Below are 15,025 nucleotides of genomic sequence, written 5' to 3' on the forward strand. Positions count from 1 at the left end.
TTTAACTTTATGTCGAAAGACAAAAAGGTTTAACCATACTAAACATAGGACTGGCGAGTTCGAAATGTGGGGTCGCTCGGAGTAAAAGTTTAAGGGGTTAAACATTTTGGAGTCGAAAGAACGGGATGGGGATTTATTCAGAAAATGAAGAGGGGGCGGTTTTACTGAAGCGCAGCAAAGGGCAAAGGCGTGAGAGCAAGTACTTTTACTTATTTATTTCGCCCTGGATTATTGGTTTTCTAGTTTTTGCATTGTATCCAGTGGGAGCATCGTTGTATTACAGCTTTACGGACTATGACATTATCAATTCGCCAGTCTTTATAGGCGGGGATAACTTCAAGGAGCTCCTCCATGATGAGCAGTTCTGGAACTCCATTGTAGTGACGCTCAAGTATACCTTTATTAGTGTTCCAATTACGTTGTTCCTTTCTCTAATCTTCGCGATTTTGATCAACCAGAAGGTTCCCTTTAGCGGATTCTTCCGCACAGCGATGTACTTTCCGAGTATGATCTCGGGTGTGTCGATGGCACTGCTCTTTTTCTGGGTGTTTAATCCGCAAGCGGGATTGTTCAACTACGGACTATCACTTTTTGGAATCGAACCGATTCACTGGTTTTTGGATGATCGATATGCACTATGGGCTTTGATCATTATGTCATTCTGGGGATTAGGCGCAGGGATGCTTATCTTCCTTGCTGGACTTCAAGGCGTGCCGACTCATCTGCTAGAGGCTGCAAGGCTGGATGGAGCAGGACGATGGAAAACATTTTGGAGCGTAACGTTCCCGATGATCTCACCGGTATTTCTATTTCAACTCATTATTGGTGTTATTGAATCCTTTCAGGTATTTACACAGGCGTATACCATTACACGCGGCGGTCCAAGTTATTCTACCTGGTTTTACGTATACAACATTTACATTAATGCGTTTAAGAATTTCCGTTACGGCTACGCCTCAGCGATGGCATGGCTGCTTCTCATTGCAGTGTTAATCATTACCTACCTAATCATGAGGGCATCGAAACGTTATGTTTACTACGAAGGGGGGCGTGACCGATGAGAGAAGTAGCCCTGGATACCGGTAAGAAAACGGCGCGTAAAGAGAAAAAGTGGAAACTATCGCAATTAATCGGGTTTGTCATTCTCCTTATTGTAACGATAACGATGCTTTCTCCCGTTTGGTTTATGGTTACAACCTCTCTGAAGACAACCAAGGAATTACTTGTTTTTCCTCCGACGATTATCCCAAAGGTGTTCGCGTGGGAGAACTTTAGTGAATTATTTACGAATAGTGATATTAAGTTCGGTCAGCAGTACAAGAATAGCTTAATTGTTGCGATATTTACGGTTATTGGCACAATCGTTTCTTCGTCACTCGTTGCTTTCGGATTTGCTAGATATCAAACAAGAAGCAGCGGCTTTATGTTCATGCTTGTACTCAGCACCCTAATGCTGCCTTATCCGGCAATCATGATTCCACAGTTTCTACTGTTTATGAATCTTGGTCTGCATGATTCCTTGCTTCCATTAATATTGCCATCCTTTTTCGGATCCGCTTACATGATCTTCTTGTTAAAGCAATTTTTCTCTACCATGCCGGATGAGCTTTATAACGCTGGCAGAATAGATGGTTGTAGTGAATTTAGATTGTATTGGAACTTAACGCTTCCTTTGTCAGGTCCAGCGATTGCGACGGTTGCCATCTTCTCCTTCATATGGAGCTGGAATGATCTGCTTAGTCCGGTACTGTATTTGGATTCACAGGAGAACTTCACGCTTCCAATTGGTATGGCAGCGATGCTGTCATCGAAGTTCCGCTTAGCTCCTTGGAATTTATTAATGGCTGCTTCGATCCTTTCGGTGCTGCCGATTGTGCTGCTGTTTGCAGTAGCACAGAAGAGATTTGTTGAAGGCATTGTGCTCACAGGCATTAAATAAGCCTTGCGCTAATATTGAATGAAAACTAAGGGGGAAATAAGAACAATGAACAAGAAATTGATGTCCATTGCGGTTAGTTTGATTCTCGTATTTGCTTTATTGGCTACAGCATGCTCGAACAAGGAAAAGACAAGCGGAGGCAAAGGCGAGCAAGTAACCATCACACACTACACGATTGACTCGCCAGACAGAACCTTCGTTGAGAAGCTGATCCCAGATTTTGAAGCGAAGCATCCGAACATCAAGGTTAAAGTAACCAAAGCACCTTATGAGCAATTCGATTCCAAGCTGCAATCCTCAATCGCTGCTAAGAACGCTCCCGATGTAACCTCTCACTGGGGATACGGCGGTTTCATGGAATATTACAACAAGGATATGCTGATGGATTTGTCACCGTTTTTGGAGGATTTCAAAGCATCCGATTACAACATTCCTGAAGATGTTATGAACATCTATAAGGTTGACGGTAAGACGTATGGTATTCCTCTTAATAGCTATGTGACCGTGATGCTCTATAACAAGGATCTCTTCGACAAAGCTGGACTCCCATATCCTCCAACGGATTATGAGGATAAGAGCTGGACTTTCGAGAAAATGGTAGAGTATGCACAAAAAATTACAGTTGATTCCAAAAACATGGAAGAGGCTCAATATGGTGTCGATTTCGGATTTGGTGAACGTGACCAACGTCCGCAATACTTCGGTGCTAATGTTTATTCTGAAGACACATGGACAAATGGCGGCAAGCCATCCGAAATCAATCTAACAAAACCAGAAGTGGTTGATGCTTACAAAACACTTTACGGTCTCATTTACGATAAAAAGGTTTCTCCAACTCCAGCATTCTCCCAATCCGTATCCGGTCAATTCGGTGATCCATTCTTATCCGGTAAAATCGGAATGTCCGTTGTTGGTTCATGGAGCCTCGCTGCTGCTGCAGATTTCAGCTTTAACGTTGGCGTAGCCGCAGTACCGCAAAGCCCAAGCGGCGATGTAAGAAGCGTATTGTACGTAGATCCGCTATTCGTTCTGAAGGATTCCAAGCATCCGAAGGAAGCGCTTGAGTGGATTAAATACCTCATTACAACTGAGATTCAAGAGCAGTCTATCGAGCTGAGCGGTGGTAATCCACCAGTTAACCAAGCAGCTGCTGAGAAGTATTACAACAACTTTGAAGGTATTGATCCAAAGGGAATTCAGCAAGTATTCGATGGCGCTTATAAATACGGTTTCGAATCATATAACCACCTCATTTCCAACTACTCTCAAATTAATGAATTGTTCATTAATGAGCTTGCGGGTGTAGAGAATGGCGACAAGAAGGTTGAGGAAGTGCTTCCTGTTATTGAACAGAAGCTGAAGGATCTTCTAGCGAGAGTGAATAAGTAGTATTTCGAGGAGGGGCGCATGAAGCTGCTCCCCTCCGTTTTTTCATAAGGCTAATCATATTGGTTTGAGGAAGGCGTTTGCTATGAAAGTAAGTATTTTTGATGTAGCTAAGAAATCAGGGCTTTCCGTTGTGACGGTATCTCGAGTATTGAACAATTCACCAAGCGTGAGACAAGGCAACAGGGAACGAGTGCTTCAAGCGATGAAGGATTTGGATTACCATCCTAACGCATCCGCTAGAAGTCTTGCCCGCGGCAAAACCGGCATTATCGGACTATCATTGACAACGCTTTATGACTCATTTCTAGACGCCGTCGTCAAGGAGGTCAATGATCGTTTAGCTGAAAAGGGCTACTTTCTAGCGCTTTCCATATCAAATGGGGAAGACGATCAGGCTCACCGCTCATTGTTCCAAGAGGATCGTGTAGACGGAGTGATCTTATTGTCACCTATGCGTGAGGACGAATATGTGCTTGATCTAAAGAAAAATCAAATTCCGTTCGTCATGCTCGATAATCAGCAGCTCAATTCATCTGCAACATCTGTAATTGTAGATAATTTCAATGGAGGCTATGAAGCTACCAAACATCTAATTGAACTCGGTCATAAGGACATTGCGCATATTAGCGGTCCGGAGCTGTTTCTCAGTAGTCGAGAGAGGGAGCGGGGATACCATGCTGCATTAGAAGAGGCTGGCTTGAAGCCCTTTTGTGTGGAGCGTGGAGATTTCGAAATTTCAACGGGCTATCGAATTGCCCGTGGCTGGATCGATTCCGGTCAGTTGCCGACAGCTTTATTCGCGTCGGATGATTATATGGCGCTCGGCGCTATGAATGCTTTTATGAATGAAGGAATACGAGTACCTGAGAGAATCTCAATTATCGGATTTGACGATCAAATCATCGCCTCTGAGTTTCGACCGATGCTGACGACAATGAGACAGCCGGCGGAGCAAATCGGAAGGACGGGTGTTGATTTGCTGCTCAAGAACATTAACGGCGGAGTCAAACGAAACGTGACTGTTCAATTAAGTCCGGAGCTTGTAATTCGAGAATCAACCTCGCCAAGGCAATGACAAACACGCAATTTTGGGAGTGAATCCGTTGAAATATTATTTAGGCGTAGACGGTGGCGGCAGCAAGACGTATACGCTGATCACCGATGAACATGGCAACATCGTAGGTAAAGGCAGCAGCGGCAATGGCAATCATCAGATTGATTATGAGGATGCCAAGCACAACATACGAGAATCGGTAGAGATGGCATTAAATCAGGCAGGCATTGAACATAGTGAGATTACATTCGCTTATTTTGGGCTGGCGGGTGCGGATAGAGAAGCAGACTATAAGATACTAAGGCCGATGATCGCTGAACTGGGATTTCCGAATCATGATGTCAATTGCGATACAGCCATAGCGCTTAGAGCAGGAACAGATCGGCCATATGGCGTCGTATTAATCTGTGGAACAGGCACGAATAGTGCTGGAGTAAATCCTCAGAGAGAGTTTTTTCAGTGCGGCGGTTTCTCCTATGCTTTCGGGGATTTTGGTGGTGGAGGAGATTTATGCATCGAGGTTTTCCGATCAGTTATTCGGGCGTGGGAAGGACGTGAGCAACCTACTCTATTAACGGATTTGTTGCTGAAGGATTTAGGCTATGACAGCGTATCGAGTATGTTCAATGATTATTTGGATCATTCCAAAACGCCTCCGCTGAGTACCGTGAAATTGTTATTCCAAGCGGCTGCTCAGGATGATGAAGTAGCTAAAGCTATTTTGAAGGAACAAGGTATGGAACTAGGCAAGTCTGCACGAGCAGTTATTCAGCGACTGGGTATGGAGGATGACATGTTCGATGTCGTGCTCGCTGGAAGTGTTCTAACAAGAGGAGAGCCAAGTTTTATTCATCCTTACATCGAATGGGCGGTTAGAGGATGCGCCCCTGGTGCAACGCTGGTCAAGCTTGAGATCGAACCGGTTGTTGGAGCATTATGGCTTGCGTTCGAAGCAGGCGGAGAAAAGCTCCCTCAGGAAGTGTATGACAAGCTTCGTGCAGTATCTGATTATAACTTGGTTTAAGGATTCTGCTAGACAGTTAGCATAAATCAGCATGGGAAAGGAAGTAGATACGGGATGAGTACAACTAAAGGATTGAAGATAGCCGTTATTGGCGGTGGTTCTTCCTATACACCTGAAATCGTTGAGGGCTTTATTCGGAAGTATGAGCAATTGCCTGTTAGTGAGCTTTGGTTGGTTGACGTTGAGGCAGGCAAGCATAAGCTCGAAATTGTTGGCGAGCTGGCTAAGCGAATGGTTGAGAAATCGGGGCTTCCTATTGAAGTACATTTAACACTGGATCGTCGCAAAGCGATTGAAGGCGCACATTTTATAACAACCCAAATGAGGGTCGGTTTGCTTGAAGCCCGCAAATGGGATGAGCATATCCCGAACCTGAATGGTGTAATTGGTCAAGAAACAACTGGACCGGGGGGGATGATGAAGGCTCTCCGTACCATTCCGGTCCTGCTTGATATTTGCAAGGATATTGAAGAATTAAGTCCGAATGCATGGCTTTTGAATTTTACGAATCCGGCAGGCATGGTGACAGAGGCTATCAACCGCTATACGAATGTAAAAACGATCGGGCTTTGCAACGCGCCAATCGGTCTGCAGAAATGGTTAAGCGAAAAGTATGAAACGCCAGCGAATCATATTTATACGGAATTTGTAGGATTAAATCATTTGCACTGGGTAACGCGAGTTGAGGTTGCTGGAGAAGATAGATTGCAAGAGCTGCTGGATAAGAGGGATGAGTATTCGGGAAAAAATGTTCCTGCAACGGAATGGGACCCCGAGTTTCTAAGAGGCTTAGGGGGAATACCCTCTTATTATTTGAAATATTTTTATATGACGGACGTTATGCTGGAAGAGCAATTGGAATCATTGAAAGCGAACGGAACTCGCGCAGATGTGGTTAAAAAAGTAGAAGATGAATTGTTCGAACTTTATAAGGACCCGAATTTGCAGGAAAAGCCTAAGCAGCTTGAGCTTAGAGGCGGTGCATATTATTCAGAGGCTGCAGTGAATCTAATGGATTCTCTGTATAACGATAAACGGGACATCCAGACCTTAAACGTGACGAATGGAAACATTCTTGATTTTCTTCCTCCCGATGCCAGCATTGAAGTGAATTGTGTTGTTACGGGTCAAGGACCGATTCCTCTTCCGGTTACACGAGTGCCTGAAGGTGCGAAGGGATTAATTCATGCCGTTAAAGTTTATGAAAGATTAACGATTGAAGCGGCTATTACTGGAGACAGGGGAATTGCACTTCAAGCGATGGCTAGCCATCCGTTAGTTCCTTCAGTCAATGTAGCGAAGACACTGCTAAGTGAAATGCTGGATAAGAACAAACCTTATTTGCCTGCTTTCTTTCTATAAGGATGGATGTCTTGTCTGAGGTCTGTTGTTCGTAGGCGTTTTTCTGCCGATCAGATACTCTGCAAATAATAGATTTGGCACCCATGCCAGCCAAGCGATGACGATGAAGGTATCATTTGTATCTGTTAATCCAAACAGTACCGCTGCAAGTGCAGTATATATCCGTAGTGTGATGGCCGCGCAGGAGAGAGCGTAATTTCGTTTCATCCAGCGGCCATGCTCGACTGGATCACGATCGATGATTATGCTTTTTATACCCCGGAAAAGAGTAAATAGCCATAGAACGGACAAGGTGCTAAAGCCGATTTTCGCAACCAAGCCGCCATTCGAATAAAAGGCTAAATATAAGCCGGTCAACCCTCCAATTACGATCATGAAGGAATAGATGTACCCAATCATACGATGAAGACTGGGTGTTCGATAGTGCAACTTCCTACTAAATTGAAGCCAGCCGATGGCAAGAGCAATTCCTGCGGAGATGGCATGCCCCCACAGGACGGTATACCAAAGATCAGGAACGCTGACTTTTTCAGCCGCCAAGCCTTGCTCCTTAATCCCATCTAATGATCCATAAAACATTAAGGCATAAGCTCCAATCAATAATGCCAAGAAAGCTAAAACCCCGAACGCCCACTTATGACCCCTATGAGCCCCTTTTTGTTGTACACTCATCAGCATACCTCCTAATGTAATTTACATTTATTTCTAAAATAAATGTATCATCCAACGTATTAACCCTCAAGCGGCTTCCGAAGGAGAGGCTTCCCCGTCGGAAGTCGGAGGGAATGCGGGGCTAGTGTAATAAAAAAAGAACCGATCAGGAAATCCTGTATCGGCTCTTGTCTATTGTTTGATTTACAGAGGCGTACTTATTTATGCGATAGGAGTGTATTCTTCCTAATTTCATTAATTTCTTTTGTGATTCGTTGGCAGGTTTCCTGCGGACTCTCAATATTCATCCACATAAGCTGCATTTCATTTCTTAGCATGTTCGTTTCACTCTTCGATAATCCTAGCTCCAGCAATGTCTTCGCAAATGGCATTATTTCTTTGAAGACATTATAGTTTTTGGGATGAATGCTAGGGTTTAACAAGGAATCATCCTCAGCGATTTTCCTTAGAGCAGGAATCGTACAACCCATTTGTTTAATAAGCGATTGGGCTTCATCTCCGACCATAAAGTCAACAAAGCTTTGTGCAAGCTGAATGCGGGGGCTGTGCTTATTAATCCCTAGTCCGCCGCCCAGCAATAGTGTGCCCTCCGATTTCTGCTTCGGCAGAGGACGAACATTCCAATGTATAGAGCTGCCTCTAAATTCATTCATAAAGTAATAGGTGCTTAATATCATAGCTACCCGTTCTTTAACAAACAGTGTCTCCGCCAAATATTCGCTGCCATGTGAATAGATTGGGGAAACCTGTTCCTTATACATCAAATCCAAACAAAATTGCAAGGCTTCAACGGTGTTAGAGTTGTCGATCGTGCATTCGTTATCGGAAGCAGCAAGGCTGCCTTGATTCTGAAGCATAAAGACTGGCCAGCGGTGAGGGGAGGAAGAGAAACAAAAGCCGTAGTGATCAATACGGTCATCTCCGTCAAGATCCATCGTACACCTCTTGGCGGTATTAAGCAGTGCATCCCAATCAGGGATTGGATCCTTTTCTGTGATTCCTGCCTGTTCGAACAGATTCTCATTGTAGCAAATGACAACAGGAGAAAATAGAAACGGTGTTATGATCTGTTGACCGGCATATTCGAATAACTCGAATATTTTCGGATAGCTGTCCTCTTCGGGAAGCATGCTCTGCGAAAGATAAGGATGCAGCAGGTCAGCCTTTTGAAGATCCAGCAAATGAAGAAATTGACTATCGGAAATCATGAACACATCGGGGCCTTCTCCATTTTCGATGAGCTGGCTTATGGTCTCTATATAACCGGATTCAGGAATGATGGTGAGCTCCACATCGGCAAAAGGCTGTGAGGCCTTGTATTTACTAATGATTTCACGAACAATATCGATTTCATAGGAGGTTGAGAACCACGCTAGCTTGATCGTTTCCCTCACAGTGGGACCGTTTTGCGGAATGATGACTCGATTTCCCTTACCAGATATTTTCTCAATTAGGCCTTCCTCAACAAGCTCTGCCAAAACTTTGCGTACGGAAACACGACTAAGTTCATACTGCTCACTTAGCGTATTCTCAGGTAATATAAATTCATTTGGTTTAATTTTGCCGCTTAATATTTCACCGCGGAGATCATCTTTAAAGGTCTGATAACGAATCCTGAAATCATCTCTTCTACGTAACACAATCAATCCGCTCCTATACTTGTATCAACTACTCTTTATTATATACTATCTTCTTCACTCAACCAAAGGTCTAAAAATTGATAGCTTAAAGAGCGTATATGCTGAGGGAAATCATGTCCTCCGTTACCCAGCAGGCTTACGTAACATTCTTTATGTCCTAGCCATTCATATAGATGATGAACATCGCTGGAAGCGAATGCTGCCGCTTGCCAATTGGGAAAAATAGCATCATTTTGCGTAAACCAATTCAGTAGAGGTCTAGGTGCGACTAAGCTCATAATTTCATGAAATTCAAATGGAATGGAATCTTCATTTATATGATCAGTCAGCCTTGGGATATGTGAAAACCAGTCGCGCTGTCCCCAACGATTAGGGGTGGGGTCACCCATGAATGGGCTGAAACCGCAGCTGGATACAACCGCTTTGACTCGTTCATCTACTGCTGCCAAGAAGTAGGCGTTGTAAGCGCCAAGAGAGTGGCCAATAGCGCCAATCCGATCTCGATCGACATAGGGAAGCGTCTGCAGCAATTCTATACCCTGCTGGTGATCATGTATCATTTTACCGACAGCTGTTGAATTGGGAAATGCATGATAGAATGGGGCGGTTTGAAATGCTTCTGCACCGGCATAGATGCGTTCACCCGCAGTAATTGTATCTGGAGCCAGCACGACGTAGCCTCTAGAGACAAGCTCTAGGGCGTATTTGCGATTAGCACGCCCTTCATTTGTTGCAATATCTGACTTGCCATTCTGATCGGTTGGATGCAGGGCAAGCATAGCCGGATATTGTTTCCCTTGCGGGGCAGCTTGTGAGCCGGGAACCAGTAAATAGGCATAAACCTGATCGCCAAATCCCGTTTCATAAGAAAGATGAATCCGGATATGGTCGCTTTCGAGATGCTGAGAATGAATGGTGTGGACTGGAGGGATCGCTTCCGGTATCCATCCGATATATTCGCGCCAAAGCGCAGCAATCCGTTCTCTCTTTTCAACCCACTGGCTAGAAGATTCAACATCTTCTAGTAAGTAAGGGAAGCTTTGTTCCGATAATTGTGAAAGCCGATAGCCCATAGGCTCACTCCTTCTGTAATGAATAGCTCCATAAATGTGTGGAGATTGCAAAAAACAGCTCGTTATTCCGTTTGACGAATCCAGCTGTAATTTCGCCAGCTGGAACTGCAATCCTTTCCGGCTTCAAGGTGTTTAATGGGATTTTGAATAAAGCTTGGCTCATCACGCCATATATACACTGATCCTCAGGACACAGCTGCCAACCAGCTCTTACAATGGCTCCCCATTCCGATAAGTCGGTTTCATAAATGATCGCCTCCTCGATAGGGTCCCACACCAGATAAGCGCAGCAAGAGGTTAACGTATGAATCCATCCTCTAGCATCAATAAGCAGCATAGAATATTCGCGAATGTTTTTGCGAAGCTGCCAGCTGCGAAGGACGGTTTCTTTTTGCCAATCCAATAGATAGATAGAAGCGGTTTCCGCTTTTGGATCAGCACCGCCCGGCGTTTCAATGCTTGTTCCGCCAATCAGTGTTCCATCGCTGGCTTCTGCTAAAGCAACCGTGCTTTGATTCGATATGAGCATCGTATGCGGAATAAGCTGATCTTTGCCAGTATTAAGGTTGTAGAAGCATAGTGCGCCGCCAACCATGCCATAGCCAGGAAATCCTCCATAAGCAATGTGTTCCCCGTCACGCAGGGCAATTGCGCATCTGGGACGATGGACTTCAACATGCTCGGCAATACATATCGGGTTGCGCTGCTCTGATTCATGGAGCTGAATCGGCTTGGTTACATCGTAGAGATGCAGGCGTCCTTGCGTATAAGCAGCCCCAATAAGGAGATTCCCTTGGACGGCATAGGCAGCAATATTGCCGCCAGCGCCATGCTGGATGATCCTCGCCCCATAGTTTATTAACTTAGAAGCAGGGGAGAGTGAATCATAGGTGTAGAAGTGCAAGGGATGATTGGACGTCCCGTATATGTCCTCATTTGGTCCTAGTGCAAGAGGAGAGAGCATGGCTCCTTCTGATACATAACGCAGCTTGATCGTCCTTAATTGCGCTGTGGTTTCATGCTGCATAATGAGTTCTCGATCCGATAAGCTGTGGCTGAGCACCTTCCAATCACCGGGAAGCTGGCGATGGAATTTCCCAAAGCTTATTTCAGAATCTGTGTATAAGGAAGCGGGAATTTCATCAGTCAGCAGCGGCTCGACCATGCTGCCTTGCTCAACGCGTACCCACTGGTCATTCAATTGCGCATAGACTTGTAAGGAGGGGCCTTGTCTCACACACCCCATCCCGATCGTTCTAGCTTCGTCTAATAGAAGCGATTTTTTTAATCCGCTTTCAGTATGGAAGGCAATGATATTTTTTCTCGTTGTGCCTATTCCAATATAAACCCAGCCATAAGCGTCAACAGCCATATGAGAGGGATACTTCTGCTCGTCATCCATACTTCCGTAAGAGGTGAAATCCCGCTCAATGGGACGATAACGATAAAGGCGGCTATGCGGATAGGATGCCATAAATATATGACCTTGTTCGTTCTCCGCGTAGCTGAAGCCGCAAAGCTCATCTTTATCATCGACAGCTATGACATCTACGTAGATTAGCTGGAAAGGGTCGAACGCATAAAACAGGGAACCAGCTCCAACATAAAACATGCCATTCCTGCTGCTGAATGTATCGTATGGATATTCAGAATGATGGTTTGGAAAAGAATGCTGTCGACATTCCTCTGTCACAGGGTCAATGACAAGCAAGAAACCTTTAGCCGCAATAACGACGCGACAGTCGCCGGCAGCATTGGTACAGATGGCGGCGGTTCTTGATTCCACTGCATCAACCGGTATGCCCAAATCGGTAAAGCCCACTCGGGATTCCTCCCCTGATCGTCTATTTTTGATAAAATAATGTCACTTTCCGAATTGCCGCAATCGTTTCCTCTATATCTTTATCGGTAAAAAACTCACTAATCGGTACTTGAACGGCGGATTGCAGAATCGCTTCTGCCTGCGGGCAAGTGCCCTTAGCATAGCTAACTTCGGACAAGTCAAAAGGGAAATGACTTCCCAAGTAGGCCTGCTTATTCTGAAACATAGGCTGCATATAGACGACATCAGGAATATAGCCCATTCGATTCGTGATGCCTTCTGCGCTAAGTGCTTCACAGAATTGCTCGCGGCTGCATGTAAGCTCCTCTTCAGTTAAGCGGAACATATAAAACCAATAGGTGCATGAACTGTCAGCGGGAATGGACATCACAGTTAGTCCGTTTAAGTCTTGAAGTCCATTGTTCAATTTACTGCCTAATTCGTTTCTTCTTTGGCATATGGCATGAAGCTTCTTGAGCTGAGCAATGCCAACCGCGCCTTGCAATTCAGTCATGCGATAGTTTGGCGCTAGGCTGCTGGGCGTCCGATTAAGCTCTGTTCCCATGCGCTCATAATTTTTATCCGCGAAAGCATGCGTGCGGTGATAGTCCGCCTCAAGTCCGGAGTTGACCGTTACGATTCCACCATCGCCAGTCGAGATATGCTTGAAATCATTGGTGCTGAAGCAGCCATAGTCGCCGATTGTACCAACCAGCTTGCCTTTGTACTCCGTTAAATAAGCCTGAGCGCAATCCTCAATAACCTTTAAATTATATTTATGGGCAACTTCCATAATAGGATCCATATCACATGGATTTCCTGCTAGGTGAACGACCAGAATGGCCTTCGTTTTTGAAGTGATGCGTGATTCGATCGACGCAGCATCAAGATTATAGGAATAGGGATCGAGATCCGCGAATACAGGTATTGCATTTTGATAGAGGATACCAACGACGGTTCCTTGATCGGTAATCGGGCTCGTAATGACCTCATCGCCAACTGTAACGCCGGCAGCGCCAAGAGCAACATGAAGAGCTGCTGTCCCGGACGAGGTGGCGACACTATAAGAAACTCCATACATCGCATTGAAATCTGCTAAAAATTGCTTCACTTTTTTGCCGAAATGATAGAATAACGTGTTTTGCTCCAATGCTTCAACTAGTTCTTTTACTTCTTCTAGTCCAAATCGTTTTCCTGTCCCAAAGGGTGTATCTTTCGTTTTTTCTCCGCCATGAATCGCGAGTCTATTTGCAGAATTCAATGCGTTTCACCTCGTCTATGTCATTCAATAATTGTTTTCTTGCAGGGAATGCCATATTTCATATGAATCTCATCTTTTGGATGATTAGCCTCATTAATGGTTAGGGGAGTCCAGATGACAGCATTGCTGATGTTACTAGGGTTGCTATAGACTGCGCTGCCGTCCGCATGAATGCCATCCAAGCTAATTTGGCGTTTCGCTCTAACCCATTCATTAATTTGTTGACCCGTCCAGAATACAAATCCTGCTTTCTTAGCCTCTTGAATAACTGCAATTAGTGCTTCGCGTACAGGGGGCTGGCGCAAGACGTGAACCTGATGAAATAAGAAATGGGCGACACCGCTCACTCTTTTCACACCCTCTAGAAACGGATGTATGACGCTGCTGTCTGCTAGGGTGTTATGATCGAGATCCTGCGTGAGGAAGCCGATTTCTAGCACATTGTACATTCTATTTTTTTGATCTGACCAGGAGATAGGGAAGTAGGGGTGGCAGGTTCCAAATATAAATCCAATATTCCCTTTCTTGCTCGGTCCTCTTGTTTGATCGGTCTCGATACCGTATTTCTCGCACCAATCGAATAATTCGCCCCAGCCTTCAAACCGTGTATAGTGGTTTTTATTCGAATGAGATTGGGTGGAGCCTGTTGCGGATTTGAACCAATCCAGCTGCCGAGCAAATTCATCCTGGGACCAGACACCGTTATCCAGCGGCAATGCATTATAGTGAAGAGCGAGCTCATGTCCGTTTTCCTTGATTTTAGAATAAATCGAATCAGCGTAACCCGGCTCAATCATGCACCATGTGCTTTGAACATCATGTGCCTCCAATACTTGCAAGGTTATTTCTGCGGATTCGTCGATATTGAGATCACTATCATGCGAAATCATGGCGATTCTCTCTATGCCGTCTGGCCAATAATCAACGAAGGGAAGCACGTGTCCCTGTCTTGAAGTGACGTGCAGCAGATGGCCTGCAAATGCTTGCTTCCATAAATCAGCATAAGGATGGGCGAAATAGGCCATGCCCGTTTCTGTTGCTTGTCGATCATACTCCCAGTCCTGTTGAATATCATCATCTGCTTTCAATATCCAGTCATCTACAGCGCCCGTACCGTCAGGGGCAGGCCAGCCATCTGTCACGATGGGACTCTTTCCTTGTTGAAGTCTGACAATGGTGCTTGGAATATCGACGGACCAACGCTCCAAATGCCCTTTGCCGATTTGGAAGCTTTGCAGCACAGAACCGCATATCACGCCTTTCGGACTATCTTGACGGCATGAACCAATTCCCTCGCTGTCATAGTCAGAGGATTGTCCTGCCTTCTCCCAAGGACGGATATCAAAGCATCGCATGAGCGTATCGTTATACCAAGAGGTTTGAAGTCCAGCATAGCCGACAGCTATTTCTCTCATGGGTCTGCAGCCTAATGGATCGGCAAGCGTACTGAGTCCAGCAAAGGAAATGACGATTCCACCTTGCAGCATATACTGCCAGAGCCGTTCCACATCCTCTTTCTTTTCACTAGCTACTGCTATAATGACTACATCAACAGTCTCGTGATTGATTTGTTCTGCTAGATCCAGTGTTTGATACGTAAACCCCGAATGAGACAGCATCTCGCCAATATAGTTTTGAAAGACGTTGACGCCGTAACGGTGTCTATGTTCCACAGCTTCTTTATCTATCCATACCCCTATTCGAGCCATATTCATAGCAATCACAACCTTAAGTTAGATGATAAAAAATATGTTGGGCTTGCAAGAAGCCCAACATATTTTTCCTGTTC

12 protein-coding genes are annotated in these 15,025 nt (G+C 45.0%); 6 read left to right on the plus strand and 6 right to left on the minus strand.

Annotation, left to right across the window (positions count from 1 at the left end; translation table 11 throughout):
* Positions 1-125: 125 nt before the first annotated feature.
* The 6 genes from AC0YOD_RS13630 (at position 126) to AC0YOD_RS13655 (ending at position 6,768) form a co-directional block, all read left to right on the plus strand.
* Entirely contained in the window at positions 126-1,061 is a 936-nt protein-coding gene (locus AC0YOD_RS13630; RefSeq protein ID WP_475799840.1) for a carbohydrate ABC transporter permease, read from the plus strand.
* Positions 1,058-1,939 (plus strand): carbohydrate ABC transporter permease, encoded by an 882-nt coding sequence (locus AC0YOD_RS13635; protein ID WP_475799841.1) that lies wholly within the window; start codon positions 1,058-1,060, stop codon positions 1,937-1,939. The genes AC0YOD_RS13630 and AC0YOD_RS13635 overlap by 4 nt, the downstream gene beginning before the upstream one ends.
* A gap of 45 nt (positions 1,940-1,984) precedes the next feature.
* On the plus strand, positions 1,985-3,328 hold the full coding sequence (locus AC0YOD_RS13640) for an ABC transporter substrate-binding protein (protein WP_475799842.1): 1,344 nt from the start codon (positions 1,985-1,987) through the stop codon (positions 3,326-3,328).
* A gap of 82 nt (positions 3,329-3,410) precedes the next feature.
* The gene (locus AC0YOD_RS13645; protein ID WP_475799843.1) at positions 3,411-4,403 is read left to right on the plus strand and encodes a LacI family DNA-binding transcriptional regulator; all 993 of its coding nucleotides are present in this window, start codon (positions 3,411-3,413) and stop codon (positions 4,401-4,403) included.
* A gap of 28 nt (positions 4,404-4,431) precedes the next feature.
* Complete coding sequence (locus AC0YOD_RS13650) at positions 4,432-5,406, plus strand: N-acetylglucosamine kinase (protein ID WP_475799844.1); 975 nt, start codon at positions 4,432-4,434, stop codon at positions 5,404-5,406.
* A gap of 54 nt (positions 5,407-5,460) precedes the next feature.
* Positions 5,461-6,768, plus strand: a complete 1,308-nt coding sequence (locus tag AC0YOD_RS13655; protein ID WP_475799845.1) for a 6-phospho-beta-glucosidase — start codon at positions 5,461-5,463, stop codon at positions 6,766-6,768.
* Here the strand turns inward: AC0YOD_RS13655 and AC0YOD_RS13660 are convergent.
* The 6 genes from AC0YOD_RS13660 to AC0YOD_RS13685 form a co-directional block, all read right to left on the minus strand.
* Positions 6,763-7,440, minus strand: a complete 678-nt coding sequence (locus tag AC0YOD_RS13660) for a DUF2306 domain-containing protein (protein WP_475799846.1) — start codon at positions 7,438-7,440, stop codon at positions 6,763-6,765. The two genes, AC0YOD_RS13655 and AC0YOD_RS13660, sit on opposite strands and share 6 nt — an antisense overlap.
* Positions 7,441-7,637: 197 nt before the next feature.
* Complete coding sequence (locus AC0YOD_RS13665; protein WP_475799847.1) at positions 7,638-9,080, minus strand: extracellular solute-binding protein; 1,443 nt, start codon at positions 9,078-9,080, stop codon at positions 7,638-7,640.
* Positions 9,081-9,118: 38 nt separating this feature from the next.
* Positions 9,119-10,153: an alpha/beta hydrolase family protein gene (locus AC0YOD_RS13670; protein WP_475799848.1), complete on the minus strand. Its 1,035-nt coding sequence runs from the start codon at positions 10,151-10,153 to the stop codon at positions 9,119-9,121.
* Between the two features lie 4 nt (positions 10,154-10,157).
* Entirely contained in the window at positions 10,158-11,975 is a 1,818-nt protein-coding gene (locus AC0YOD_RS13675) for an NHL repeat-containing protein (protein ID WP_475799849.1), read from the minus strand.
* Positions 11,976-11,997: 22 nt separating this feature from the next.
* A complete protein-coding gene (locus tag AC0YOD_RS13680) occupies positions 11,998-13,236 on the minus strand; it encodes a DegT/DnrJ/EryC1/StrS family aminotransferase (RefSeq protein WP_475799850.1) in 1,239 nt (412 codons plus the stop codon).
* A 20-nt stretch (positions 13,237-13,256) separates the two neighbouring features.
* Positions 13,257-14,951, minus strand: a complete 1,695-nt coding sequence (locus tag AC0YOD_RS13685; RefSeq protein ID WP_475799851.1) for a polysaccharide deacetylase family protein — start codon at positions 14,949-14,951, stop codon at positions 13,257-13,259.
* Positions 14,952-15,025 lie beyond the last annotated feature (74 nt).

Source organism: Paenibacillus sp. J31P13, from assembly GCF_056269295.1.